This window comes from Corynebacterium tuberculostearicum (assembly GCF_022347235.1).
GTDB lineage: Bacteria > Actinomycetota > Actinomycetes > Mycobacteriales > Mycobacteriaceae > Corynebacterium > Corynebacterium tuberculostearicum_F.
Genome location: NZ_JAKRDX010000003.1, coordinates 99,394 through 124,209, shown reverse-complemented (window position 1 = coordinate 124,209; position 24,816 = coordinate 99,394). Strand labels below are relative to the sequence as shown.

The window sequence follows — 24,816 nt, the reverse complement described above, 5'->3', positions numbered from 1 at the left end:
CCTTCGTGGGCTAGTCGTTACAGCGGGATGGGCTTAAGCGCCAACCTCGTAGCGAACGAAGCCGGTGATGGTGGTGCCAGCTTCTTCAGCAACCTGCTTTACGGTCTTCTTGTTATCAGACAGGGAAGCCTGCTCCAGCAGAACGATGGACTTGAAGAAGCCGTTCAGGCGGCCTTCCACGATCTTCGGCAGGGCTGCCTCTGGCTTGCCCTCCTCACGAGTGGTGGCCTCAGCGATCTCGCGCTCCTTCTCAACGATCTCTGCAGGAACGTCCTCGCGGGTGAGGTACTCAGCGTTCATTGCAGCAATCTGCAGTGCTGCGGCGTGAGCGCCTTCCTCGCTACCCTCGTAGGAAACCAGAACGCCCACTGCCGGCGGCAGGTCAGCGGAACGCTGGTGCAGGTAAACGGCAACGTTGTCGCCCTCTACGGTAACTGCACGGCGTGCCTGCAGCTTCTCACCGGTCTTTGCGGACTCCTCGTCCACGACCTCGGAGACCTTCTTGCCGTCGATTTCAATGTTGTTGAGCTCGTCAGCGGAGTTTGCCTTGGCCTCAGCAGCAGCGTCAGCAATCTTGGCTGCGAAGGTCTTGAAAGCCTCGTTCTTAGCAACGAAGTCGGTCTCACAGTTGATCTCGACCATGGTGTTGCCGGAAACTGCGATGAGGCCCTCGGTAGCCTCACGGTCAGCGCGCTTGGAGACGTTCTTAGCGCCCTTAATGCGCAGGTACTCAACGGCCTTGTCGTAGTCGCCGTTGGACTCTTCCAGAGCCTTCTTGCAATCGAGCATGCCGGAGCCGGTAGCTTCGCGCAGTGCCTTGACGTCTGCAGCAGTGTAGTTCGCCATAGTTGGGGCGATCCTCCTTGAAAATCAAACAGTGTTCGTTCAAACAGCGTAGTCGACGCGGTGAAATCGCGCCGCTTTAGGGTGGCAGAAACCACCCCTTTCCCACCTCTGCGTAAAGGTGGAGCTGGCTTCAGCAGAACCCAGCATAGATAAAACCAACCCCCGCCGCCGTTAAAGCACGGTGGCGGGGGTTGGTAAACAGCCTTGGGCAGGAATTACTCCCTTGCTGCCCCACACCAAAAGTGCGTGGGGTATTCAGTTAAACGCAGGTAAGGAAGATTCCTAGCGAGAAGTTAAGACTACTTCTCGGCCTTGTCTGCGGATGCTTCCTCAGACTTTTCCGCGGAGGCCGGGTCGGAAGCTGCGGCAGCTGCCTCAGCGTCACGCTTTTCCTTCTCAGCGGAGTCGCCGGCAGCTTCCTTAGCTGCAGCCAGCTGACGCTCCTCACGAGCCTTCTTGCCTTCCTCAACAGCGGAGGCAACGATGCCGGAGAGCAGCTTGGTGGAGCGGATGGCGTCGTCGTTGCCCGGGATCGGGAAGTCAACGTCGTCCGGGTCGCAGTTGGTGTCCAGGATGGCAACAACCGGGATGTTCAGCTTGTGAGCTTCCTTTACCGCGATGTGCTCCTTGTTGGTATCAACAATCCACAGTGCGGATGGGGTCTTGGCCATATCGGAGATGCCACCCAGAACGCGCTCGAGCTTGGCGCGCTCACGGTTGAGCATGAGAACTTCCTTCTTGGTGCGGCCCTTGTAGCCGTCCTCACGCTCGTCCATTGCCTGAAGCTCCTTCATGCGCTTCAGACGCTTGGAAACGGTCTGGAAGTTGGTGAGCATGCCGCCCAACCAGCGGTGGTTGACGTAAGGCATACCGACGCGGGTTGCTTCCTCAGCAACTGCTTCCTGAGCCTGCTTCTTGGTACCAACGAACAGGATGGTGCCGCCGTGTGCAACGGTTTCCTTGACGAACTCGTAAGCCTCGTCAATGTAGGTCAGCGTCTGCTGCAGGTCGATGATGTAGATGCCGTTACGGTCAGTGAAGATGAAACGACGCATCTTCGGATTCCAGCGACGGGTCTGGTGGCCAAAGTGCACACCAGCGTCGAGGAGCTCGCGCATGGTTACAACTGCCATGATTCGCTCGCTTTCTTTTATCTTGTCTTTCGGTTTTCCAATTGTGCGGTGTTTTATTCCGCACCCTAGCAACGAAGGCCCCGCTGACACCTTGTTCCAAGGACCACGTCAACCGTCAGGCTGTCTCTTCCTTCCAGCAGGAAGCGACAACTTCGCCGCGCGTAGTCAATGCCTCCACGAGGTGGACACACTGCTGCCACAAAGAATAATCCCCTTACGCTGGTTTTTCCAAACCGAAGTCAGCTTATCCACAACTTCGTCGCAGCCACTTTGCCTCAATCGTCACAATCGACTCAATCACATCATGCAACCCAAGTTGTCCACAACTAAAGGAGAACTCACTTCCCAACCGCTTGCCTCCGGCGGACACTGTGCCCATGAATCAGTTTCTTTCCTCCTCCACATTTCCCGCTTGCCGACGCCCCGCCTTCCTCCCCGCCGCTTTCCTCACCCTTTTTTCGCTTCTTATTCTGTGTTGCCCACCGGCCACAGCCTATGTCGACCCTGCTTCCGGCAAACCTAGCCCAGCGCGGGTACTGCGTGGTTTCGATGCCCCCGAACAAAAGTGGAGCCCTGGCCACCGCGGCGTCGACATGGCCCTATCGGTGGGCTCGCCGGTGGTAGCCGCCGAAGACGGCAAGGTCGCCTTTGTGGGCACGGTTGCTGGCAAACCAGTTGTCTCCATTGCCCACGCGGATGGAGTGAGAACGACGTATCAGCCCGTGCACGGCTCCGTAAAGCAGGGCCAAGAAGTCCGCGAGGGCCAAGTGATAGGCCGTTTAGGCAATCCCGTCGATGGCTATCCCGGACTGCACTGGGGTGCACTCATTGCAAAGGATACCTACATAGACCCTTTAACCCTGCTGGATATGCCGGCAATTCGCCTCAAACCGCTTTAGGCTCGGGGATGGGCTTGGCCGTATACGCGTTGCAAGCGCTGCGCGGACACGTGGGTATAAATCTGCGTGGTATTAAGCGAGGAGTGCCCCAGTAGTTCTTGCACTACGCGCAAATCTGCCCCGCCTTCTAAAAGGTGGGTTGCGGCAGAGTGGCGCACCCCGTGCGGGGTAAGCCCCTGTGTACCAGTGACTTTGGCGGCCTTTTCTACAATGCGGCGCACCTGGCGTTGATCGATGCGCCCTCCCCTGCTGCCAACAAAAACCGCTTCAGTATCGGCCGCAGCGATTTCTCCACGGCCTTTGTCAATCCACTGCTTTAGGGCGTCTTCCGCTGCGTGCCCGAAAGGCACTACACGCTGCTTATTGCCCTTACCGGTAACGTGCAAGGTACCGCGTTGAAAATCAATATCGCCTAGGTCCAGCCGGACCAACTCCGCCACGCGCATACCGGAGGCATAGAGCAACTCCAGGATGGCGCTATCGCGAAGGAAGTGGACTTCATCGGCAGAGACCGCATTGCCCATAAGCTCGCCGGCCTGCTCAGGAGCGAGAACCGTGGGAAGGTGACGCCCCACTTTGGGCGTAACTAGGCGGGCAGCAACGTCTCGCTTAAGGTGCCCTTCGCGCACTGCCCAAGTAGAAAAACCCTTCGCTGCCGCGGTGCGCCGTGCCAGGGTGGAACGCGACTTTCCTTCTGTAACAGCTTCTGCCAACCATTGGCGCAGGCTGTTGAGGTCAAACTCCGCGAAGGTAGGCACGCTGCGTGCAAGGTCGCGCAAGTCGGAGCGATACCCGCGCACCGTCGCTTCTGCGCGGCCTTTGACATGTAGTTGGAAATCCGCGAAGTCCTCAATGGCCTCAGCCATCTGCCCCTCAACTTTCGGAGCCTTCGCGGACTTTCCATCTTCACTCATGCCACAGCAGTGTACTCGCTTTTATTCTGTTTCCCGGCGCGCCCAGGTATTGCCATGGCGGACGACAACGCACATCTTTTCCAGTGCCAGTAGTAAGTGAACTGTCAGCGGTAAACGAAATCCCGCTTCGCGGGCAATGTCTTCTGCCGTTGCTTTCTCCTGTCCTAGCGGTGGCGTCGAGTCAAAGACGCGTAACTCATTGCGGGAGAGGCGTTGGGTCATGGTGGCTGCAAAATTGATTTCGTATTGTGCGCCTGGGTCTACTTCCCCGGCGCGGCTTACTAGCGCGCGAATTTCATCGGCACTGGTAACCAACTGTGCACGGCCTTCTTGAATGCGCTGGTGGCAGCCCAACGAACCGCTAGTAGTTATCGGCCCAGGCACTGCCATCGCAACTCGCCCAAGCGCTTCTGCCCAGTTGAGGGTATTCAACGCGCCAGATCGAAATGCCGCCTCCATGACGACGGTGCCGTGGCTCAATGCTGCCACTAAGCGATTGCGTGTTAAGAACCTGTGGCGCTTCGGCGCGGTTTCCGGTGCGAATTCAGAAACGATGCAGCCGTTATCTGCAATCTTGGCAAATAAGTTGGCATTGCGGGCTGGGTAATCCCTATCGATGCCACACGCTGCTATAGCTACCGTGCGCCCGTTGTTGTGCAACGCTGTTTCGTGCGCGACGGTATCCACTCCCAGCGCGCCGCCGGATATTGGAGTCCATTCATGCTGAACCAATCCGGACACGACGTTGTGGGTGGCCTGCCAGCCATAGCGAGAAATAGCACGAGTACCGACGATGGCCACAGCTTGAGCAACCTCTGCCTGCAATGGCGCACCGCGCACCCACAGGCTATGCGGTGGCAATGCTTGGTCATCAAAAGTAGCTGGGGCCTCCCCGCTGTGCTGATAGAAGCCGAATGCAGAGTCAAACTCTTCTGTGGGCCACTCTGGGCTTTCTGCCGTAATGAGCCGTGCCCCGACCCTTTCGGCTGCCGCCATGTCTTCGGCTTGCCGCAACCAGTCATAGCGAGAGGCCGTGCGCGCCAAAAGCGGACCAATCCAGTCAGCACGGTGATAGATTCCGTGGGCGATTTCCTCTGCTGGGTACTGCGTTAGCAAGGCCTGCAGAGCAGCAGAGGGGCCTTCCACCACTCGGTTGAGGTATACCCAGGTCGCATACGGAGTAGAGAGGTCGAGTTCGCTCATGCCGCGAGCCTCCCTACATTAATTGAGCCGCGCAGATCGAGCGCGCGCCCCACTTCATCCAGGTCCGGCTGCGCCTTTCCTGCTAGATCCGCCAGGGTCCAGGAGAGCTTCAATACGCGGTCCACTCCGCGCTGGGATATTTCGCCATCTGCCAAATAAGCGGACAGCATTACCATCGCGGCTTCGGCGGCTGGCCTCTTTCGGCGCAAATAGGACGAAGGCACTTCCCCATTGGTGCGCGCGGTGATGCCATCCGCCCACCAGCGCGCGGCGGCACGTTCACGGGCAGCGGCGACGCGCTCGGCGATAACTGCGGATTCCTCTTCTCCCTCCGCGTTAATAGTTGCCGCCTGCCCCGTTAGCGTGACCACCATATCCAGACGGTCTCGCAGCGGACCGGAGAGGTTGGATAGATAGTTCATGCGTTCATGCGGATTGCACCTGCACTTGGACGGGTCTTCGGCCGCACACCTGCACGGGTTTGCCGCCATGACCAGTTGGAAGCGAGCAGGATAGGTAACCTCGCGGCGCGAGCGCGCCAACCGCACGTGTCCTTCCTCCAGCGGTGCACGCAATCCATCGAGTACCGGCGCGGCTACTTCACTGGCCTCGTCGAGAAAGAGCACACCATTGTGAGCCAAGCTCACCGCACCAGGTCGCGGATGACCGGAACCGCCGCCAAGTAATGCGGCCCGAGTTACCGAGGCATGCGGGGCAATGAATGGGGCGCGTTCGATAACCTCACCTGGAGTTCCGGTTAGCGAATGAATCGCAGTGGTTTCTATCTGCTGATCTGGGGTAAGCGTAGGCAGGATGGTGGGCAGACGCGAGGCGATCATGGACTTTCCAGACCCAGGCGGCCCGATCATCATCAAGTGGTGGCCGCCGGCAGCAGCAACCTCGGCAGCCCATTTGGCATTGGATTGACCAGCGATATCGCTAAAGTCGAGTCGCGACGCCGCCGCAGGCGCGGGGCTGAGCGACCCCGAAAAGCTTCCAGCCTGCGGCAGCCCACGGTTACTGCAAGCCCAGCTGAAGGCTTCCTTCAACGACGACGCAACGAGTACGTCCATGTCCGGCACCAATGTGGCCTCTGCGGCATTGCCAGGCGGAACGATAAGAGTTGTTATTCCCTGTTCCCGTGCGGCGAGAAGAGCGGGGATAATGCCTGCTACAGACCGAACGGAGCCGTCGAGACCGAGCTCGCCCAGGACCAAGGTGCGCTGGAGACGTTGGGCGGGCGAGGGAGTACTGCCATAAGACGGGAAGTCGGCCTCCGCCTGTGCCGCGAGGATCGCAAGCGCTATGGGTAGGTCAAAGTGGGACCCGGATTTGGGAAGCGAAGCCGGGGACATGGAGACCACCACTTTGGTCTTGGGCCAGGGAAGATGGGAATTAAAGGCTGCGGTCCTGATCCGGTCCCGGGATTCGGAGATTGCGGTATCCGTCTGGCCTACAACGTGTATCCCTGGCAGCCCATGGCCAACGTTTGCTTCTACCTCAACCAACTGAGCTAGGACTCCATTGAGGGACATGGTCAAACAATTACCTAGAGCCATCTTCGACCGCCTTGAAGTGTTCCAGCATGAATCCTTGCCCCTGCGCGACCAAGGCAATGACGTCGAATCGCACCTCAGACAGAGGCCTTCCGTCGAGCCACTGCGCCGCGGCTTTGCGCAGGCGCGCGAGCTTCTGCGGGGTTACGGCCTCAGCTACCCCGTAGTTGGAATTGGCGCGGGTCTTAACCTCGACAAAGACGATGGTTCCGTTAGGTTCTCGGGCGATGAGATCGATTTCTCCCACCCGATAAGAGACGTTGGCAGCGATGATTTCTGCCCCGCGCTCGCGCAGATAGCGCGCTGCGAAGGCCTCTCCCCTTTTGCCTAAGACTTGTTTATGGCGAGGCTTCTTCGTGGCCAAGCGGTGTTCTGAATTAAAGTGCATTGCGGTTTATCCTTGTGCGTTGGGAAATTCATTGGCCAGCACAGAACACCGCAGCTGGTAAGGCTTATACAAGGGACGCAAAAGCAAAAAGACCCTAGCTGTGGATAACTAGGCTCTGCAACTCTGTTATCCACAGCTAGGGCGCGGCGCCGCGTGCGCCGGCTTGACAAAACTATTCCGGCATCATGAATTCCGGCTTATCCAGCTCCTCGATGTTGACGTCCTTGTAGGTGATAACGCGGACGTAGCGCACAAAGCGCGCGGAGCGGTACATATCCCATACCCAAGCATCGGACATGCGCACCTCGTAGTAGACATCAGGCCCAGAGGTATGCGGAATGAGCTCTACCGCATTAGCCAGATAAAAGCGCCGCTCAGTTTCAACGACATAGGAAAACTGGCTGACAACGTCCCGGTACTCGCGGTAGAGGGACAGCTCTACCTCAGCCTCGTAGTTATCGAGTTCCTCTGCACTCACGGTGGACCTCCAGGTTGTGGGTTAGCTCGCTATAGCTTAGCGCGAGAAAGGCTAGATTTTAGCTAGGCACGCGCGGCAAACTCCGCATGAGCGCGACGGACATTCTCGTAGCTCATCCGGTGCTCCGGACACGCTCCTAGCGCCGCAATTGCGGCCTCATGCGCCTTGGTCCCATACCCCTTATGGCTGGCCAACCCGTATCCGGGGTACCGCACATCCAGTTCGTGCATCAGGTGATCGCGGCTGACTTTGGCCAATACACTCGCCGCGGCGATACACCGTGCGGCCGCATCGCCGCCAATAATGGGCAGGTGGGGTTGGGTGAGGCCGGGGATAAAGAGGGCGTCGGTAAGCACATAGCCCGGACGCGCTTCCAGGCGCGCAACCGCCCTGCGCATGCCGGAAATATTGGCGTGTTGGATGCCGCGCTTATCGATGTCCCCCGCACCAATATGCACCACAGACCAGTCCACAGCCTTGTCTTTAATGAGTGGAAAAAGCTTCTCGCGCTGTTTGGGGGTGAGCTTCTTGGAGTCAGTAAGCTCCGCCAACTCCTTAATTGTCCGATCAGGCATCACACAGGCCGCGATGGTGATTGGTCCACAGCAGGCACCGCGCCCAGCCTCATCCACGCCAGCTACAGGACCTAAACCGGCCTTGCTCAATGCGACCTCGTAGGTGCGCCGCTGTTTAAGCCGCCGCATGCGAAATTTCCGGGTGCTCCACCCCACCCCAACGCGAAAGCGGCAAAATGACGGCCTCGACGCGACCGCGGACATTGTCCACCGGCACGGTGCCCTGCAGGTGGTCGCCCAAGTGCGCACGGGAATCGAGGGAGTTGGTGCGATTATCACCCATCACCCAAAGGTTTCCCTCGGGGACGGTGACCGGGCCAAAATACTCGCCACCGCACTCTTGCGAGCCCACGCTGGGGTCTACGGGAATCTCCGGCGGATCGAGGACGAAGGATTGGTCAATGGGCTTTCCGTTCACCATGACCGCAGGGTCGCCAGCCTGACAACTCACCGTCTGCCCGCCGGTAGCAATGACGCGCTTTACCAGGATATTTTCCCCATTGGGAAGCAGCCCTACGGCCGCCAAAGCGTTCTGCGCGCCGCGTACAAAAATATTGCGCGAGCGATTGACCTCAAACTCGTTATTCCACGACTCGGGCCCTTCAAAAACCACCACCTCACCGGGCGTGGGGTCCGTGAAGTAGTAGCTGACCTTTTGCACGGCAATGCGATCATTTTTGCAGCCGGCACACCCGTGCAGGGTGGGTTCCATCGAAGCAGAAGGAATGACATACATCCGCCCCACTAGCGCCTGCAGGAGCACTAGCAGGACAAAGCCTGCCACCACGGGGATGAGAAAATCCCGGGTGCGCAGGCGTTGGGAGGAAGGCTTATTCCTGAATGTCCGGGTCATCGACCCCACCAATGCGGGTAAACGGCCAGAATACGAATTTCACCTTGCCGCGGACGTTTTCTACTGGAACCGTGCCATGGAACTTATCGGTCATGTGGTAACGAGAATCGGCCGAAGCAGTTCGGTTATCGCCCATCACCCAGATATTGCCCTCCGGTACCTCGACGGGACCAAAGTACGGACCACCGCAGGCCTCCGAGCCGGTCGACTCATCTACCGGGTACGTTGGCGGGTCTTGCACATAGTCTTGTTCGATGGGCTTGCCATCTACCATGACGGCAGGATCGCCCTCCTGGCAGGACACCGTCTGTCCGCCGGTAGCAACCACGCGCTTGACCAGAGTATTTTCGTCTGGCGGTGCCAAAGATACGAAGCTCAACGCATCCTGCACGCCATGAATGATCGGATTGGACGAGCGCGGTGAGACGTAGCTGGAATTCCAGTCCTCAGTGCCTTTAAATACAACGACATCGCCTGGTTCTGGCTCGCCGTCACCGTAGTAAGAGATCTTCTCCGTAAAGATACGGTCATTTGTGCAGCCCTCGCAGCCGTGGAGGGTCGGCTCCATTGAACCCGACGGGATCACATACTGCCGGCCGATAAAATTCTGGAATAGTCCGACGATTACGAGAACCGTCGCCACGACCAGAAGTGTTTCCAGCAGCCACGGCATTTCTTTCTTCTTAGTCGCCTCTTTGCCTTGCTGGGCGGCCTCGCCCTGTACTGGGTGGGCTCCCTCGCCTTCTGGCGGCTGTTCCTGCGAGATGCTGTCTTTATTCACGCGCTAGATCCTAGCAACCCCACGCCCCGTTTCCGGTCTTATCCCCCTCGCTGCAGGAGGATTCACAGACAACTTTCCGTTTAGATCATGCTTCTAACTTTGAAATAAGCGCAATTGGGCATCAAAAAATCCCCTTGCACCCACAGTGGGGCGCAAGGGGAAGCTGGCTCGCAGCGCGCTAGTACTAGCGACGCTCCTTGATGCGAGCCTTCTTGCCGCGCAGATCGCGCAGGTAGTAGAGCTTCGCACGGCGGACGCGGCCACGGCGGGAGACCTTGATGGACTCCAGGTTCGGGGAGTGAACCGGGAAGGTACGCTCAACGCCGATACCGAAGGAGACCTTACGGACGGTGAAAGTCTCGCGGATGCCGGAGCCCTGACGACGGATGCAGATGCCCTTGAAGAGCTGTGCACGCTCGTTGTTGCCCTCGATAACCTTTACGTTAACGTCGAGGGTATCGCCTGGGCGGAAGGACGGGATATCGTCGCGCAGCTGTGCTGCATCGACCTTGTCAATAATGTTGGACATGCCAATATTCCTTTTCAGTTTGGGACAGAGGACCCTAGCGGCGTACTGCCTAACCGGTTCGTGCCCGTTACATAGAACGATGCACTATTTTTCCACATACGCCAGCCGGAACCAAATCCTCATATTGCAAACTTCCTCGCCCCGCCCAAGGTTCCTCACCGCAGCGTAAGGAACCTAGAAACCTGCCTTCTTCAGGGCATCGGCCATAGCTCCGCCACCAGCGCTGCCTGCACCACCCGTGCGGCCGCGCGAGCCGCCCCGGGATCCGCGGCCGGACTTGTGGCCGGAGCGCTTTCCTTCTCCCCTGCCGCCGGACTTGGAGGAGCCACGTGGGGAATCACCGCGGCGTTTGGGAGCCGGCTGCCCCGGTTCATCATCCAACCGGAGGGAGAGGCCGATGCGCTGGCGCGACACATCAACCTCCATGACCTTCACCTTGACCACCTGGCCAGAGCGCACGACCTCGTGCGGATCGGAGACAAACTTGTGGCTCATGGCAGAAACGTGGACGAGGCCATCCTGATGGACTCCGACATCCACAAAGGCGCCAAAAGCCGCCACGTTGGTCACCGTGCCCTCAAGAATCATGCCCGGGGTGAGATCGGAGACCTTATGTACGCCTTCTTTAAAGGTGGCGGTCTTGAACTCAGGGCGCGGGTCACGTCCGGGTTTATCCAGCTCGGCAATGATATCGGTCACCGTAGGAATGCCGAAGGTCTCATCCGCAAAGTCTGCGGGCGCCAGCGTGCTAAGTACGCGGGTATTGCCAATAAGTTCAGAAATACCCAGGCCCGTCTTCGCCGCGATGCGGGAGACGACAGGATAGGCCTCTGGGTGTACGGCAGAGGAATCCAGTGGATCGGTACCGCCGTTGATGCGGAGGAAGCCTGCAGACTGCTCAAAGGCCTTAGGTCCAAGCCGCGGCACCTTCTTCAGTTCCTTGCGGGAGGCAAAGGACCCATTTTCATTGCGGTAGGCCACAATATTGGCGGCGATGGTGGAATTGACGCCAGCTACGCGCTCGAGCAGCGGGACGGAAGCGGTATTGAGATCCACGCCCACGCCGTTTACCGCACTTTCCACCACGCCATCGAGGGTGCGGGCGAGCGCCGTCTGGTTAACGTCGTGCTGGTACTGCCCCACACCAATGGCCTTCGGATCGATCTTGACCAACTCAGCCAAAGGATCCTGCAAGCGGCGAGCGATGGAAACCGCACCGCGCAGCGAGACATCCATGTCGGGGAATTCCTCCGCCGCAAGCGGCGAGGCGGAGTAGACCGAGGCGCCGGACTCGGAAACCACGACGGGCGTGGGTCGCTGGCCGCCGGCCTGTTTAATAAGGTCCGCAATTTCCTGGGCAAGCTTCTCGGTCTCGCGGGAGGCGGTGCCGTTGCCGATCGCCATAAGGTCTACAGAATGCTTGGCGCACAGGGTCGACAGCGTCTGAATAGCCTGGTTCCACTGGTTCTGCGGCTGATGCGGGTAGACAATCGCGGTATCGAGTACCTTGCCGGTTTTGTCCACTACCGCGCACTTCACACCATTGCGGTAGCCCGGGTCCAAGCCGATGGTGGCACGCTGGCCGGCTGGGGCGGCGAGCAGCACGTCGCGCAGATTAGTAGCAAAGATCTTTAGCGCGCCTTCCTCCGCAATCTCTTTCAGCCGCATGCGAACGTCCAGGCTGGAGGAAATATAGAGCTTGGTGCGCCAGCCCCAATGGACGGCGTCGGCAAGCCACTTGGAGGAGCGATCCAGCTCGAAGCGGGAGGCGATTGCGTCCTCGTAGTCGGCGTCATCGCCGGCATCTAGTTGCAACTGCAGCACTCCCTCATTCTCGCCACGCAGCAGCGCCAAAATGCGGTGCGAAGGCAGCTTGTGGAAAGGCTCGTTGAAATCGAAGTAATCCTTAAACTTCGCGCCCTCAGCTTCCTTGCCCTCAACAACGTGCGCGCCCATGGAGCCCTCAGTGAACATACGCTCGCGTACTTCACCCACCAGATCCGCGTCGAGCGCGAAGCGATCCACCAAGATGGCGCGGGCACCGTCGAGGGCCTTCTTGGTGTCCTCAAAGCCCTCGGTAACAAACCCCTGTGCCAGCTCTTCTGGAGCCGCGTTGGGATCCGCAATGAGCTTATCGGTCAGCTCCTCTAGGCCGGCTTCGCGGGCAATATCGGCCTTGGTTTTGCGGCGCTTCTTATACGGCAGGTACAGGTCCTCTAGGCGCGCTTTGGTCTCGCAGGCAAGGATTTGTTCCCTGAGGGCGTCGCTAAGCTTGCCCTGCTCTTCAATCGCCGCAAGGATGGTCTCCTTGCGCTCCTGTAGCTCCTTTAAATAATTCGCGCGCTCTTCAATGGTGCGCAGCTGGGAGTCATCCAGCCCACCGGTGGCCTCCTTGCGGTAGCGGGCGATAAAGGGCACTGTATTGCCCTCCGCAAGCAGCTGCAACGCGGTAGAAACCTGCGATTCCTTGACGTTGAGCTCGGCGGCGATGGTTGCCGCAATATTCACGTGGTCTCCTCACTCTTTCTCGAGGTTTGGGATTAGACCCACCCAATTTACCGCACGGCCCTTACACCGCCTTCGCTTGCCGACGCCCCTCTCAACGCAAATCCTCCTTTCCAGCAGGGAAAGGAGGAAGGTGCGGCGCGTGCTTAGTGGATAACCACGCGGGCGTTATCGCCGCCGGTGCAAGTAACCCGGGCGGAGCTACCGGAGCAGTACATGGTGTAGGTACCACCGGTGGTCGGCGAATGGACGCTCAAGGTGACGTTGGTGCCGCCACCCGCAACCCAGTTATTCATAAAAGCGGTGTAGACGTTGCGAGCAAAAGGACTGGAAGTCGGGCCCGTCGCATAATAGTTAGGGTAATCACCCCAGGAATGTCCATTGCTGGAGCCAGCGGAACCAGCCTGTGCCGGTGCTGGTGCCGGGGCTTCCTTGGTCTCGGTCACCGTGACCGGGCTGGAGTCCTCATCCTCTGCAGAATCCTTGGAGGAACCGGACTTCTTGCCGGACCCCGACCCAGTTCCGGATCCGCTATTCGCATCCGCCTGCTGGAATTGGCTATCGGCAGCAGCGCTGGTCGATGCATCATCCTTGTTATTGGTCACGAACATGATGACCATGGCGGCCACCGCAATGACCGCCACAATGGCTGCGATAATTGCCGCGATGGTGGCGCCGCCTACGCCACCGCTTTGCTGCGGCTGGGAATAATACTGCTGATTGTACTGGGGCGGCTGCTGGTTATATCCACCGTAGTTATTGCCATTGGGAGCCGTCATAGTTCAGGGACCACCTTGGGAATAGGAAACTGAGGGAATGTCCCCTTTACTATAACCCTAGAAGGCATATGCGCTGCAGTTTAGGCAGAAAAAGCGCTAAATGATTTCCAAATTCCGCTTATAACCCAGAATCCGCCCGCCACACCGCCGGGGCACCAAGCCCCATCTCCGTAAAACCGATTTCCGCACTGCCCACCCAGGGGGCTTGCGGCGGCAAGCAGTCTGCCACCAAGGAGGCTACTGCAGCCAGGGACTGTGTGGTCTCTCCGTTAACGATGAGCCGCCACACCGGAATTCCTTGTGGCCACTGGCCGAAACTGAAGCGATATTCCTGCGCTAGCGGGCTGCTTTCAGTGCACTCCTCCGCTACCTGGAGAGCGAAAATGCTTAGCGGCTCAAAGCCCCGTGCCCGCAGCACCTCTGGCAATGCTTCGAGGCTTTTCTCCCACTTCTTGGGCTCTATGAGCACGGAAAGATCGGCGCTTACCTCCATTAGCCTTCGCCCTCTGCGTGAGCTTCTTGTTTCAACTCCGCGATAAAGGCCCTGTCCTTCTTATCGAGCTCAGCCGTCTCCAAGAGTTCGGGGCGACGCTGCCACGTGCGCAGCAATGCCTGTTCCCTCCGCCATTTGTCTACCAAACCGTGGTTTCCCGAGGTGAGTACGTCCGGCACGGCTAGACCACGCCACTCTCGCGGCTTGGTATAGCTCGGGCCTTCCAATAGACCATCAGAAAAGGAATCTTCCTCATGAGAGCGCTTATTTCCCAGCACACCAGGGATGAGTCGCACTACTGCCTCTGCAATCACCAACGTTGCCACTTCCCCACCGATCAACACATAATCGCCGATGGAAACCTCGCGCACACGGTAGCGCCGAGCGGCGTCATCCACCACGCGCTGATCGATGCCCTCATAACGCCCGCAGGCAAAAACAATGTGCTCCTCATTGGACCACGCCCGCGCATCTGCTTGGCTAAACGGTTTTCCCGTCGGCGTCGGCACGATAAGCAGTGGAAGGTCGCTATCCTCATCGGCCGTGGCATCAACCGCATAGGCTTGCGCCTCAACCCCTTCTAATTCATCGTGGCGCGGACGGTTTAGGTGTGGCAACGCAGACTCTAGATTGGGCGCACTTTCCCGCGTGGCGACGCTATCGAGCGCCGGCCCCCAAACTTCTGGCTTCATAACCATGCCGGGGCCACCACCGAACGGCGAGTCATCGACAGACTTATGCGCATCCGTAGCCCACTGCCGCAGATCGTGCACACCTACTTCAAGGCGACCTTGTTCAATGGCCTTTCCCAAAAGCGCATGCCGCAACGGGTCTAGGTACTCCGGAAAGATGGTGATGACGTCAAGCCTCATAGGTCAAGCAGTCCTTCCGGTGGATCGATGGTGCACGTTCCGGCCTCAAGGTTCACCTCAGGAACAATGGCATGCACGAAGGGAATGAGCGCCTCCTTGCTGTTGTCGAGTTTTACCTCCAACAAATCTTGACTTCCGCCGTGGATGACCGATGTGACCTCACCGATCTCCTCGCCCGCCAGAAGTACGCGAAGCCCTTCCAGCTCGTGGTCATAAAAGCCATCATCATCACTGTCAAGCGGAGCGGCAAAGAACTTTGTACCACGTAGGCTATCCGCCACTGTTCGGTCTTTTATCTCTTCAAAGGTAACGAGCAGCCTTCCCTTATGGCTCCGGACCGCCTTGATAGTTAGTGTGTGCTCCTTTTTGCCCTGCGTGCCCTGAAGAACTTCCCCTACCGCAAAGCGCACCTCCGGTTCATCCGTAGTGGCCTCGACTACGACTTCACCTTTCACGCCGTGCGATTTAATCACGCGACCAATCATCAATTCCATAGCGGAAAGTCTACAACACAGACCTCTTTGCCCTTGTCAGTCATGAATTTTGGCGCTTTGGAAAGCAAACCCAGAATTTGAGTCTTATTGTCGTTAAAGTGGGCTCATGAGCGATCTACCGACCAACTCCCCGGACACGTTTGGCGCGGCTTCTCACTCAGGTGAGGATTCCGTCATGTCCGCGCTAAACCTGCTGGACATCGCGCCTGATACCGATCCGCACCGCCCGCGCCCGGGCGTACAGCGCGTCTTAAGCGCTGATGGTGCCAACCTCATTCTCTTTAGCTTCGCACCAGGACAGTCTCTGCCCGATCACAAGGCCGCACATCCCATCACCGTGCAGGCGCTGCGCGGTGAGCTTGACTTCAGCTACGGCAGTGAAACCATCACGCTCACCCCCGGCTCTATCGTGCACCTTCCTGCATATGAGGTGCATAAAGTCGAGGCCACAAGCGAGAGTGGCAACCCTTCCACCCCCGCAGTTTTGCTGCTCACCATGCTAACCAAATAATTTATACGCGCATAAGTTTTGGTGATAAAATGACTTTTATGGAAACGCACAATAAGCCCTACCATCATGGAAACCTCCACGATGAGCTGCTCCGTATCGCGGTTCAACTGGGCAAAAGGAGTGGCCCCGATGCCATCACCGTCCGTGCAGTAACCCGCGAAGCAGGAGTGTCCCCTACCTCCGCATACCGCCACTTCAAGGACCAAGAAGAACTGCACGATAAGGTCGCTGAGCTTGCCACCGATGAGTTGGTCCGGCGTTTACACGAGACTACCGAGACTGCAGAGGGCCTAGATTTTCCAGAACACCTGATGCAAATCGGCTACGCTTACCTCGAGTTTGCCCTGGATGAAACCAATTTCTTCCGCTGCATGCTGGAGTGGAAGGCGCTGCGTTTCATGCTCGGCGTAGATCCCAATACGGAAGATGATCCGAAGATGGATCACCTACAGCAGATTCGCGATTTCTTCGCCCTGTTGTCCCGCCACGCGGAAGCGCTGGACAACACCACTGACGCTACGTATTTCATGCAGAATGCCCTGTTGGCTTGGTCGGCCATTCATGGATTTACCGTACTTGCCATCGACGGCCCTTTGTCCCGGCTTCCACGCGAGCAGATTCTCGAGCTTTTCACACCGGTTGTTGCAGGTGCACTGCGCGGCATGGACTTTAAGGAACCCTCTAACGTCTACAGCCGCTACCCCAACTACAAGCCACAGAACTAAGGGCGAACTTGCAAATCCCCGACATGGATGCCGAAAGTTTTCTAGCGCGTCACTGCCAGTAGCGACCGCGCACGCAGCCCCGCCACGGACTAGCGTGCGCGGTCGTTACTGTGTGCCGGCCCCTCCCCCTACAACTACAAAGGCCCCGCCACTACGACCAGTGATCGTAGCGGCGGGGCCCGAAGCTAGAAGCGCTTTGCGCTTAGCAAGGGAGGCAGATTACTCTGCGGATTCCTCGGAAGCTTCCTCAGCCTTCTCCTCGGCCTCAGCGTCAGCTTCGCCGGCGGCAGCAGCGGCAGCCTCTGCAGCAGCAGCTTCCTCAGCAGCCTTCTTCTCAGCCTCTTCCTTGGCCTTCTTCTTCTTTTCGGTGATGGCCTCGATGGTCGGGCCGTTGTTAGCCTCAGCCAGTGCCTCGTTGAAGATCTCCAGCTTGGACTTCTTCTCCTCAGCAACCTTCAGGGTGCCCTCTGCGCCCGGCAGACCCTTGTGCTTCTGCCAGTCACCGGTGACCTTCAGCAGAGCGAGAACCGGCTCGGTTGGCTGTGCGCCAACGGACAGCCAGTGCTGTGCACGCTCGGAATCGATCTGGATGAGGGAAGGCTCTTCCTTCGGGTGGTAGATGCCGATGTTCTCGATGACCTTGCCGTTACGACGGGTGCGGGCATCAGCAATAACAACGCGGTACTCAGCAGCGCGGACCTTGCCCAGGCGCTGCAGCTTGATCTTGACAGCCATGTTGGCTCCTTTACTAGTCACTGGGCAGTACAGACGCGCACTAGGTTGTGCGCCGGTTCAACCCTTGGATTTTATCTGCGCGTGACATACCGGCCGACCGTAGACGGGAACGGTGCTACGCAGAATATTACGTTCTTCAGTTTATCTAGCTCAGAATATCCGAGTAGATAACCTGGGATATTTTAGCGCGAGCAGCTGCATTTTCAAAAATTACTACGCCACGCACGCAGGTTCGTTATGCCTGCGATAGTTAAGCAGAGTACCCTTAAGGGCCGAATATAGACATTTCGTTTCATATGTATGGCGTGCCTTCCGCCCCACCATCCGGGCATAGGCGCACGAAAAGACAGTTTATGACTAAAGAATCACCGCGAAATTTCCGGTACCGCTATGACCTTGATGGTCTGCGCGGTATTGCCATCGGCCTAGTAGTTATCTACCACGTATTCGTCGGACGCGTATCCGGCGGCGTCGACGTATTCCTGCTGCTATCCGGCTACTTCTTCTTGGGCTCCCAGCTGCGCTACGCAAACAAGCCCAACGCCTCCCTGAACCCATGGTGGCCTATCTGGCGAACCTTGCGGCGCCTGGTACCAAGCTTGGTTTTGGTCATCGGCGTGACCTACATTCTGGTGCGCGTTTTCACCCCGCAGCTCATGCGCACCGAGCTCACCCAGCAGATTACAGCCACCATGCTGTACTACCAGAACTGGGAGCTAGCGGAACAAAACGCCGACTACACGGCGGCCGCGGCTGATACCTCACCGCTGCAGCACATGTGGTCCATGGCCGTGCAGGGTCAGTTCTACATCATGGGCATTGCCTTCGCGCTCATCTTGGCTGCCATCATGAAGTTCCGGCCGAAGCAGCAGCCTTTGGGCAAGCGCAGCTTCCCCACGGTCAACCAGATTGCTGGCCCGATCCTCATCGTGGTCACCATCGCCTCCTTCGCCTATGCTTCGCGCCACGGCCTCTACGGAACTCCGGAGAACTACTATTCCACCTGGTCACGCGCTTGGGAGTTGACCTTGGGCGCGGTCTTGGCCATCTACGGTTCCTCCTGGAAGATTCCAGCCCGCCTCTATGACCTCTTTACCGGCCTGGGCCTTCTGATGCTCATCTTTACTGGTGCCATCATCGCGGATACCACTGCGTATCCTGGCCCGCTTTCCCTCTTGCCACTAGGCGGCGCCGTGCTCATTATATTGGGCGGCGGTGGCAAAATTTCCAAGGCCATGGCCTCCAAGCAGGCGCGCTGGCTGGGCGATGTAGCCTACCCGCTCTACCTGTGGCACTGGCCATTGCTCATTTTGTCCACCTCCTACCTGGGTCAAGAAACCCCGTCGTGGTGGTTGGGCGTCATCATTATCGTCATTTCGCTAGTGTTGGCGGACCTCACGCACCGCTTTTTGGAAAAGCCCCTGCGCCAGCATCGCAAGCGCCCCACGGCCGAGGATCTGCCGGTACGTAAGGGCCTTTCGACCTTGCAGAAACCCGCCGGTGCCGCCCGCGGTGTGGGCGGCGTCGTAGTCGCTGCGGCTGTTGTCGGCCTCTTGGCTATCCAGCCACTGTGGATGCGCACCCTTGATGATGCTGATGCGGAGCTTTTGGATCCTGCCCTCTACCCCGGCGCAACGACGTTCATCAACGACATCACCCCGCCGGATAACGTGGAGGTCAAGCCTGATCCGATTCTGGCCGGCGGAATCCAGCCACCAGTAGCGACAAATTGGTGCTTCGTGCCAGATAGCCAGCCTGCTGACTTCTTCTTCGAAACCCGCAAGGATGGAAAGACCCCCTGCATTTTCGGTGACCTCAACGCAGAGAAGGAAGTCTATTTGGTGGGCGGTTCCCACGCGGAGCAGTATTCTGCCCCGCTGGACCGCTTAGGCAAGGAAATGGGCTTTAAGCTGGTACCGCTGCTGCGCCAGGGATGCCCGATTGAATTGGGTGACGATGTCACCGTGACCCCAGAGTGTGCCGAGTGGGGCAAGCTGGTCATGGATCGCATCGAAGAGGCGAACCCGGCCTTGGTTATCTCAAATACCACTCGCCCGCAAAATGAATTTGGCACCGGCCCCGATGCCGTGCCCGCCGGCTACCAGGCATTCTGGGAGGAATTGGCCGAACGCGATATTCCCTTCTTGGGCTTCCGCGATAACCCGTGGGGATTCGACGAAGAAGGCCGTCCACGCGAGTTTGATGAGTGCTACGTCGCTACTGAAGATGCCTACGGCTGCGGCATGCGCTTTGAGCAGGTCTACCAGCCTTATGACCCCGGTGCAGTCGTGCTGTCGAAGTACCAGAATATGCTCTCGATCGATACCGCTCCGTGGTTCTGCGATGCCAATGGTGACTGCCCGGTCATCATCGGCAATACGATGGTCTACCGCGACATGCACCACATCACCAACGCTTTTGCGGAATCAGCAATGCCGATGATTCGCGAGGCCCTAAAGCCCTTCCTCAACGGGGAAAAAGTCCAGCAGGAAGCCCCGGATATTCCACCGGAGCAGGCTGCAGGAGCCGTAGAGCAAGCACCCGCAGCACCTACCAACGCCGGCAAGCAGCATGCCAACCCCGTCCCCTACCCCAACGCTGCACAAGACGATGCCGTCTAGGCCATAGCTCGGTCGTGCACAAGCCCCGAGGGCGAAGGCGCCTCATGCGAAGGCGCGCTGGGGCTTAGGGCGGCGTCGGCAAGCGTATAAGAAGGAGGCTCCCGCAGCAACGCGGAAGCCTCCTTCTTTATGCCTTAAGGCTGGGGAACACTACTTTTTGCCCTTGCCAAAGTCCAGGTTATCGAGGTCGATATTTTCCATTCCCTTTGGCATCTTCGGCATGCCAGGCATACCGCCCGGCATGCCACCGCCGCCGCCCATTTGCTGCTGGAGCTTTTGCAGCTCCTCCATGGACGGCATGCCGCCGCCACCGGGCATTCCTGGCATTCCGCCCATGCCCGGCATACCGCCCGGCATCTTCGGGCCACGGTTGCCACCGCCGCCTTTGCCCTTCTTTCGCTTGCCATTCTTGCCTTTGCGACCCTTGGGCTTCTTCTTGGTAGCGGAGCGACCACCCATGCCGCCCATGCCGAATTGGCCGGCCATCTTGGACATCATTTTCTTAGCCTGGTTGAAGCGCTCAATAAGCTGGTTGACCTCGGAAACGCTGACACCAGAACCATTTGCAATGCGCTTGCGGCGCGAAGCATTGAGAATCTTCGGATCCTCGCGCTCCTGCGGCGTCATACCGCGAATGATCGCCTGGATGCGGTCCAGCTGCTTTTCATCCACCATGGCGGCCATTTCATTCATCTGCTTGCCGCCGGGCATCATCTTCAGCAGGTTGCCGATGGGGCCCATCTTGCGGATCATCAGCATCTGCTCAAGGAAGTCATTGAGCGTCAGCTCGCCAGAGCCCAGCTTAGAGGCTGCCTCCTCAGCTTTCTGGTGGTCCAGGGTTGCTTCAGCCTGCTCGATAAGGGAGAGCAAATCACCCATGCCCAGAATGCGGCTGGACATGCGCTCCGGGTGGAAGACATCGAAATCATCGAGCTTCTCACCGGTAGAGGCGTACATGATGGGCTTGCCGGTGACCTCACGGATGGACAGGGCCGCACCACCGCGGGCGTCACCGTCCAGCTTGGTGAGAACAACGCCGGTAAAGTCCACGCCATCGCGGAAGGCCTCGGCCGTCTGCACGGCATCCTGGCCGATCATGGAGTCGATGACAAAGAGGACTTCGTCCGGGTTGACGGCATCGCGGATATTGCGCGCCTGGGTCATCAGAGTCTCATCTATGCCCAAGCGGCCTGCGGTATCGATGATGACCACATCGTGCTGCTTCTGCTTGGCCTCAGCAATGCCCTGCTTGGCGACGTCCACCGGGTCCCCGTGCGAGGTACCCATTTCATGCTCGTTGGAGTCCAGGGAGGTTCCCGGATCCGGTGCGAAGGTCGGCACCTCAGCGCGCTCGCCGACGATTTGCAGCTGCTGCACCGCGCCTGGACGCTGCAAGTCACAGGCCACCAGCATCGGGGTATGGCCCTGCTTAGCCAGGTGCTTGGCCAACTTACCGGCCAGGGTGGTTTTACCAGCACCCTGCAGGCCGGCAAGCATGATCACCGTCGGCGGGTTCTTAGCCAGGTTCAGGCGGCGAGTTTCGCCACCCAGGATCTCAATGAGCTCCTCATTGACGATCTTGACTACCTGCTGCGCCGGGTTGAGCGCCTCAGAGACTTCCGCGCCACGGGCGCGTTCCTTGATGCGCTTGATAAAGCCACGGACGACGGTCAAAGACACGTCGGCTTCCAGCAGCGCGAGGCGGATCTCGCGAGCGGTGGCATTGATATCAGCCTCGGTCAGTTTGCCCTTACCGCGCAGGCCCGCCAGGGCTGACTGTAGGCGGTCTGATAGTGAGTCAAACACTACGGATGCGCTCCCTTAATTTAGATCGATCTAAAGTTCAACTATTCAATCTTAGTCCCTAGCCAGGGCCCTGGTCACATTCCCCACCACGGTAGCGCGAGAAACCTGCCCGGCGAGGTACACATTGACGATCATTGTCGCGCCCATAACCTCATGGCGCAGCCACACAAAGTCCGGCAGTGCCTCTACCAAGTGGCCTAAAGCGCCGATGCGCTCGACCGTCCGGATGACCAAAATACCGCCCACATCGAATGCCGCGGTGGTCACCTCCCCTGCTATGACCGGCAGCTCCGTATAAGTTCGTGAGTTATAGGACTGGATAAACCTTATCTCCTGCGCTGCTTCCTTTAGGGTCTGCTGCACCGTGCGGATGAAAAACTCCGCCTTATAGGCACCATCGTCCTCGCGAACGATATTCGCTCGCACGATGGTCCACCCCAGCGCCGATAACAAGGCGAAGATGCGCTTTAGCTCCCCTTGAGAGGTACCGCACCACGACACGCTGACTTCTTGGTCTTCCCAATCCACTTTGAGCGCAACGCCTTCGGTAGATAGGGGTACATGCACAGCAGGGCGGTCGAGAACACGCGGTTTGAGCGCCTCGAGTGCCCGCGCAACGATCAGCTTCTGTGCTTGCTCCACTCGCGGTGTCCACACGCCAGGCCCGGTCGATTGGGCATCCGCCTCTGCCAAAACCGCTAACAGGGAAATAGTTAGCTGATCATAATGCGCGGCAGCCAATAAGGTGTCGCGAGCGGCGTCGGAGGCCGGATCCATCGTCGCCGCTAACCGCGCCAAGGTGGTATGTTCTGCCACCAGGGTTTGGGCGCGCGACCTATCGGCGACGCTCAACCGCATACGGGCTGCCTGACGGGTAATCATCTCCGCACCTACTTGCGCATGAGGGCGCCCGTAGCCCTTGCCTATGTCATGGTAAAGCGCCGCCAAAAGCAATAAGTCCGGTCGAGCCACCGAGATACGCATTTCCGCACAGCGGGTAACCGTAGCGATGAGATGATGGTCCACTGCATGGACGTGGCTGCGCTCGCGCGGCAATAAGCCGCGCACATGCCCCCATTCTGGGACTAAGCGTTCCCATAGGCCATAGCGGTCCAAGTCCTGTATGACGCGCGGCGTGCATCGCGGCGAGGACAAAATAGCGAAGAAATCATCCACCGCTGCCCGCGGCCAGCGTGGCGGCAGCTCGGGCAGTTCTTGGAGCTGGTGCCACGTGGCCTCGGCGATGATATATCCCGTGCGTGCCGCGGCAGCCGCCACGCGGGTGAGCAGCCACGGGTCCTCTACATTTGGATTGCGGGAAAGGAAAATGTTGCCGCCCTCGGACACCACGTCCACATCGAGCGGGCGGCGCCGACCCCGGCCGGACACTGAAGCATTACGGCCTAGCACCCCACGGGCGGTTGCAAGGCCGCGCTCCACCGCCTTATTGACCGTGGCCGCAGCGCTGACCAAAGCCGCTGTCAAGGCATAGCGGCTTTCAAAACCCAGATCCGCCGCTACGTCGGCGGCGAACTCGGGATCCAGTATGTCCCGGTGGCGCCGGGCTGTGACGTGCAGGAGCGTGCGGGCGTCGAGAAGCAGCCGCTGCTCACCGTCCAGATCTGGAAAGTCGCACAGGTTACCCAAGGCCATCGCGCGCAAGAGCTGAATATCGCGCAGTCCCCCGCGCCCATTCTTCAGGTCCGGGTTCGTCATCGCTGCCACCGCGCCCGAACGTTTCCACCGAGTAATCGCGGTATCCAAGAAATCATCAAAGCCGCGCTGCAGCTGGCGCCGCCACGCCGCAAGCAATTGCGCCCGCGCCTCATCCACCAGGACCTTGCGCCCTGCTACAAAGGCCAAATCCAACTGGGCAAAGCCGGCAGAGGCATCCTCGGCGGCAATCGCCCCGCACTCTTGTGGGGTGCGCAGGGCATAATCCAGGCGGTACTTGGCATCCCACACGGGATACCACAGCTGCTCCACCAGAGCCGGATCTGGCTCGTGGCCTTCCGGATAGATGAGGATGACATCAATATCCGAGTACGGAGTCATCTCATTGCGGGCAAAGGAACCGGTGGCAGCGAGCGCGGTTCCTGGAGGAAGCTCGAGACTGCGCAATACACGAAGCGCCGAGGCATGGGCCTCGGCGCGAATCTGTGCGGCGGTATGCATGCGGGCTTAAAGTGCCGCCTCGCCGCGCTCGCCAGTGCGCACACGAATGGCATCTTCAACTGGGGTTACCCACAGCTTGCCGTCGCCGATCTTGCCCGTGTAGGCAGCATCCACGATGGCATTAATGATGTCTTCAACGTGGTCATCGGCCGCAACAACCTCCAGCTTGACCTTGGGCACAAAGTCAGTGGCGTATTCTGCTCCGCGGTATACCTCGCTGTGTCCACGCTGCTGCCCAAAGCCCTGGCTTTCAGTAACAGTGAGGCCGCGTACTTCCTGCTGCTCCAGAGCCTGACGGATTTCCGGCAGGGTGAAGGGCTTAACGATGGCCGTGATGAGTTTCATTGTTACTCCTTGCTAACTCTTCGGGGCGGGTCTAGAGGCACCGAATAACGTGCATCCATTCTAGCCCGAGCACAGCAATTGCTGTGCAACTTTTCCACATTGTGAATCCAGGGCGCTGGTGGGCTCAGAAGACCCCACTGTGCAACCAGAAAAGCGGCGAGCTGTTCTGTTCTCCCCGCAGCTACGCACAGGAGCAGAAAAGGCTCGCCGCCAGAAGGAGCTGAAGAAGACTAGATATCGTCTTCCTCTGCTTGCACGGTCTGAATTTTCTTATGGTTGTGCTTGGCGTGCTTGACGTCGGTGACAGTTACGCCATAGATGGAGCGGCCCAGATAAAAGGAACCTACCGAGCCGATGATCCATACACCGAAGCAGGCAATCAGTGCTTGGATGAGCAGCCACAGCGAAAAACCATCGCGGCCAAAGTCCACGACTAGCTTGGCTACGATGATCAGCGGCACCGCAAGTCCCACGGTAGGGCCCAACAGGTTGGCACGGGTCAAGGCATCGGGCGCTCGCCACAGAGACACCACCGTAGCGACCACCAAGATAGTAGCGATGATAAGCAGGACCGAAGCGATAATTTCAGAAATGGCCATG

The 24,816-nt window shown here is 58.7% G+C and carries 25 protein-coding genes; 4 read left to right on the top strand and 21 right to left on the bottom strand.

The annotated features are described in order from the left end of the window. Window positions 1-33 precede the first annotated feature (33 nt). Together tsf and rpsB are read right to left on the bottom strand one after the other, a co-directional pair. Complete coding sequence (gene tsf / locus MHK09_RS02715; protein WP_005325225.1) at window positions 34-846, bottom strand: translation elongation factor Ts; 813 nt, start codon at window positions 844-846, stop codon at window positions 34-36. Window positions 847-1,145: 299 nt separating this feature from the next. Continuing rightward, a complete protein-coding gene (gene rpsB / locus MHK09_RS02710; RefSeq protein ID WP_005325233.1) occupies window positions 1,146-1,979 on the bottom strand; it encodes a 30S ribosomal protein S2 in 834 nt (277 codons plus the stop codon). A gap of 377 nt (window positions 1,980-2,356) precedes the next feature. Between rpsB and MHK09_RS02705 the strand changes: the two genes are divergently transcribed. Continuing rightward, a complete protein-coding gene (locus MHK09_RS02705) occupies window positions 2,357-2,878 on the top strand; it encodes a M23 family metallopeptidase (protein ID WP_250412599.1) in 522 nt (173 codons plus the stop codon). Here MHK09_RS02705 and MHK09_RS02700 read toward each other — a convergent pair. The 14 genes from MHK09_RS02700 to rimM form a co-directional block, all read right to left on the bottom strand. Further along, window positions 2,875-3,792, bottom strand: coding sequence for a tyrosine recombinase XerC (locus tag MHK09_RS02700; RefSeq protein ID WP_250412598.1), 918 nt, complete (start codon window positions 3,790-3,792; stop codon window positions 2,875-2,877). The genes MHK09_RS02705 and MHK09_RS02700 overlap by 4 nt on opposite strands. 21 nt (window positions 3,793-3,813) lie before the next feature. Continuing rightward, complete coding sequence (gene dprA / locus MHK09_RS02695; protein ID WP_250412597.1) at window positions 3,814-4,995, bottom strand: DNA-processing protein DprA; 1,182 nt, start codon at window positions 4,993-4,995, stop codon at window positions 3,814-3,816. Continuing rightward, entirely contained in the window at window positions 4,992-6,554 is a 1,563-nt protein-coding gene (locus MHK09_RS02690) for a YifB family Mg chelatase-like AAA ATPase (RefSeq protein WP_250410032.1), read from the bottom strand. The genes dprA and MHK09_RS02690 overlap by 4 nt, the downstream gene beginning before the upstream one ends. After that, window positions 6,541-6,939, bottom strand: a complete 399-nt coding sequence (locus MHK09_RS02685; protein ID WP_150850567.1) for a YraN family protein — start codon at window positions 6,937-6,939, stop codon at window positions 6,541-6,543. The genes MHK09_RS02690 and MHK09_RS02685 overlap by 14 nt, the downstream gene beginning before the upstream one ends. 172 nt (window positions 6,940-7,111) lie before the next feature. Continuing rightward, window positions 7,112-7,417 carry a DUF2469 domain-containing protein gene (locus tag MHK09_RS02680; RefSeq protein WP_005325239.1) on the bottom strand — a complete coding sequence of 102 codons (306 nt, stop codon included), beginning with the start codon at window positions 7,415-7,417 and terminating at the stop codon, window positions 7,112-7,114. A 62-nt stretch (window positions 7,418-7,479) separates the two neighbouring features. Further along, on the bottom strand, window positions 7,480-8,121 hold the full coding sequence (locus MHK09_RS02675) for a ribonuclease HII (protein WP_250412596.1): 642 nt from the start codon (window positions 8,119-8,121) through the stop codon (window positions 7,480-7,482). After that, on the bottom strand, window positions 8,108-8,845 hold the full coding sequence (lepB, locus tag MHK09_RS02670) for a signal peptidase I (RefSeq protein ID WP_250412595.1): 738 nt from the start codon (window positions 8,843-8,845) through the stop codon (window positions 8,108-8,110). The genes MHK09_RS02675 and lepB (MHK09_RS02670) overlap by 14 nt, the downstream gene beginning before the upstream one ends. Further along, window positions 8,823-9,626 (bottom strand): signal peptidase I, encoded by an 804-nt coding sequence (gene lepB / locus MHK09_RS02665; protein ID WP_005325243.1) that lies wholly within the window; start codon window positions 9,624-9,626, stop codon window positions 8,823-8,825. The genes lepB (MHK09_RS02670) and lepB (MHK09_RS02665) overlap by 23 nt, the downstream gene beginning before the upstream one ends. 184 nt (window positions 9,627-9,810) lie before the next feature. Next, complete coding sequence (gene rplS / locus MHK09_RS02660) at window positions 9,811-10,155, bottom strand: 50S ribosomal protein L19 (RefSeq protein ID WP_005325245.1); 345 nt, start codon at window positions 10,153-10,155, stop codon at window positions 9,811-9,813. A gap of 174 nt (window positions 10,156-10,329) precedes the next feature. After that, the gene (locus MHK09_RS02655) at window positions 10,330-12,663 is read right to left on the bottom strand and encodes a Tex family protein (RefSeq protein WP_250412594.1); all 2,334 of its coding nucleotides are present in this window, start codon (window positions 12,661-12,663) and stop codon (window positions 10,330-10,332) included. Window positions 12,664-12,806: 143 nt separating this feature from the next. Further along, on the bottom strand, window positions 12,807-13,439 hold the full coding sequence (locus MHK09_RS02650; RefSeq protein ID WP_005325248.1) for a hypothetical protein: 633 nt from the start codon (window positions 13,437-13,439) through the stop codon (window positions 12,807-12,809). 118 nt (window positions 13,440-13,557) lie between these two features. After that, on the bottom strand, window positions 13,558-13,932 hold the full coding sequence (locus MHK09_RS02645; RefSeq protein WP_179386659.1) for a hypothetical protein: 375 nt from the start codon (window positions 13,930-13,932) through the stop codon (window positions 13,558-13,560). Further along, window positions 13,932-14,804: a tRNA (guanosine(37)-N1)-methyltransferase TrmD gene (trmD, locus tag MHK09_RS02640; protein WP_179386660.1), complete on the bottom strand. Its 873-nt coding sequence runs from the start codon at window positions 14,802-14,804 to the stop codon at window positions 13,932-13,934. Before trmD ends, MHK09_RS02645 begins: the two co-directional genes overlap by 1 nt. Continuing rightward, window positions 14,801-15,298: a ribosome maturation factor RimM gene (gene rimM / locus MHK09_RS02635; protein WP_239228116.1), complete on the bottom strand. Its 498-nt coding sequence runs from the start codon at window positions 15,296-15,298 to the stop codon at window positions 14,801-14,803. Before rimM ends, trmD begins: the two co-directional genes overlap by 4 nt. Before the next feature lie 106 nt (window positions 15,299-15,404). Here rimM and MHK09_RS02630 point away from each other — a divergent pair, with 106 nt between their 5' ends. Continuing rightward, on the top strand, window positions 15,405-15,809 hold the full coding sequence (locus MHK09_RS02630; RefSeq protein WP_250412593.1) for a cupin domain-containing protein: 405 nt from the start codon (window positions 15,405-15,407) through the stop codon (window positions 15,807-15,809). 38 nt (window positions 15,810-15,847) lie between these two features. After that, a complete protein-coding gene (locus MHK09_RS02625) occupies window positions 15,848-16,534 on the top strand; it encodes a TetR/AcrR family transcriptional regulator (protein ID WP_250412592.1) in 687 nt (228 codons plus the stop codon). A gap of 219 nt (window positions 16,535-16,753) precedes the next feature. Here MHK09_RS02625 and rpsP read toward each other — a convergent pair whose 3' ends face one another. After that, window positions 16,754-17,269: a 30S ribosomal protein S16 gene (gene rpsP, locus MHK09_RS02620; protein WP_005325261.1), complete on the bottom strand. Its 516-nt coding sequence runs from the start codon at window positions 17,267-17,269 to the stop codon at window positions 16,754-16,756. A 353-nt stretch (window positions 17,270-17,622) separates the two neighbouring features. Here rpsP and MHK09_RS02615 point away from each other — a divergent pair, with 353 nt between their 5' ends. Then, entirely contained in the window at window positions 17,623-19,890 is a 2,268-nt protein-coding gene (locus MHK09_RS02615; RefSeq protein WP_250412591.1) for an acyltransferase family protein, read from the top strand. Window positions 19,891-20,040: 150 nt separating this feature from the next. On the opposite strand, the gene ffh is transcribed toward MHK09_RS02615, so the two are convergent. The 4 genes from ffh to MHK09_RS02595 form a co-directional block, all read right to left on the bottom strand. Further along, window positions 20,041-21,696 carry a signal recognition particle protein gene (ffh, locus tag MHK09_RS02610; RefSeq protein WP_250410021.1) on the bottom strand — a complete coding sequence of 552 codons (1,656 nt, stop codon included), beginning with the start codon at window positions 21,694-21,696 and terminating at the stop codon, window positions 20,041-20,043. Between the two features lie 51 nt (window positions 21,697-21,747). Then, the gene (locus tag MHK09_RS02605; RefSeq protein ID WP_250412590.1) at window positions 21,748-23,871 is read right to left on the bottom strand and encodes a [protein-PII] uridylyltransferase; all 2,124 of its coding nucleotides are present in this window, start codon (window positions 23,869-23,871) and stop codon (window positions 21,748-21,750) included. 6 nt (window positions 23,872-23,877) lie between these two features. Then, window positions 23,878-24,216: a P-II family nitrogen regulator gene (locus tag MHK09_RS02600; protein ID WP_005325265.1), complete on the bottom strand. Its 339-nt coding sequence runs from the start codon at window positions 24,214-24,216 to the stop codon at window positions 23,878-23,880. Between the two features lie 230 nt (window positions 24,217-24,446). Continuing rightward, window positions 24,447-24,815, bottom strand: coding sequence for a Na+/H+ antiporter subunit G (locus tag MHK09_RS02595; RefSeq protein WP_250412589.1), 369 nt, complete (start codon window positions 24,813-24,815; stop codon window positions 24,447-24,449). Between the last annotated feature and the right edge of the window lies 1 nt (window position 24,816).

Bases quoted from the DNA above. Each gene is read 5' to 3' on its own strand.
- MHK09_RS02645 (WP_179386659.1), bottom strand. From the start codon at position 13,932: ATGGAGGTAAGCGCCGATCTTTCCGTGCTCATAGAGCCCAAGAAGTGG.
- lepB (WP_250412595.1), bottom strand. From the start codon at position 8,845: ATGACCCGGACATTCAGGAATAAGCCTTCCTCCCAACGCCTGCGCACC.
- MHK09_RS02630 (WP_250412593.1), top strand. From the start codon at position 15,405: ATGAGCGATCTACCGACCAACTCCCCGGACACGTTTGGCGCGGCTTCT.
- MHK09_RS02605 (WP_250412590.1), bottom strand. From the start codon at position 23,871: ATGCATACCGCCGCACAGATTCGCGCCGAGGCCCATGCCTCGGCGCTT.
- MHK09_RS02700 (WP_250412598.1), bottom strand. From the start codon at position 3,792: ATGAGTGAAGATGGAAAGTCCGCGAAGGCTCCGAAAGTTGAGGGGCAG.
- MHK09_RS02615 (WP_250412591.1), top strand. From the start codon at position 17,623: ATGACTAAAGAATCACCGCGAAATTTCCGGTACCGCTATGACCTTGAT.
- MHK09_RS02650 (WP_005325248.1), bottom strand. From the start codon at position 13,439: ATGACGGCTCCCAATGGCAATAACTACGGTGGATATAACCAGCAGCCG.
- tsf (WP_005325225.1), bottom strand. From the start codon at position 846: ATGGCGAACTACACTGCTGCAGACGTCAAGGCACTGCGCGAAGCTACC.
- rimM (WP_239228116.1), bottom strand. From the start codon at position 15,298: ATGGAATTGATGATTGGTCGCGTGATTAAATCGCACGGCGTGAAAGGT.
- MHK09_RS02625 (WP_250412592.1), top strand. From the start codon at position 15,848: ATGGAAACGCACAATAAGCCCTACCATCATGGAAACCTCCACGATGAG.
- MHK09_RS02690 (WP_250410032.1), bottom strand. From the start codon at position 6,554: ATGGCTCTAGGTAATTGTTTGACCATGTCCCTCAATGGAGTCCTAGCT.
- rplS (WP_005325245.1), bottom strand. From the start codon at position 10,155: ATGTCCAACATTATTGACAAGGTCGATGCAGCACAGCTGCGCGACGAT.
- MHK09_RS02685 (WP_150850567.1), bottom strand. From the start codon at position 6,939: ATGCACTTTAATTCAGAACACCGCTTGGCCACGAAGAAGCCTCGCCAT.
- MHK09_RS02705 (WP_250412599.1), top strand. From the start codon at position 2,357: ATGAATCAGTTTCTTTCCTCCTCCACATTTCCCGCTTGCCGACGCCCC.
- MHK09_RS02600 (WP_005325265.1), bottom strand. From the start codon at position 24,216: ATGAAACTCATCACGGCCATCGTTAAGCCCTTCACCCTGCCGGAAATC.
- rpsP (WP_005325261.1), bottom strand. From the start codon at position 17,269: ATGGCTGTCAAGATCAAGCTGCAGCGCCTGGGCAAGGTCCGCGCTGCT.
- MHK09_RS02675 (WP_250412596.1), bottom strand. From the start codon at position 8,121: ATGCGGCGGCTTAAACAGCGGCGCACCTACGAGGTCGCATTGAGCAAG.
- rpsB (WP_005325233.1), bottom strand. From the start codon at position 1,979: ATGGCAGTTGTAACCATGCGCGAGCTCCTCGACGCTGGTGTGCACTTT.
- dprA (WP_250412597.1), bottom strand. From the start codon at position 4,995: ATGAGCGAACTCGACCTCTCTACTCCGTATGCGACCTGGGTATACCTC.
- MHK09_RS02595 (WP_250412589.1), bottom strand. From the start codon at position 24,815: ATGGCCATTTCTGAAATTATCGCTTCGGTCCTGCTTATCATCGCTACT.
- trmD (WP_179386660.1), bottom strand. From the start codon at position 14,804: ATGAGGCTTGACGTCATCACCATCTTTCCGGAGTACCTAGACCCGTTG.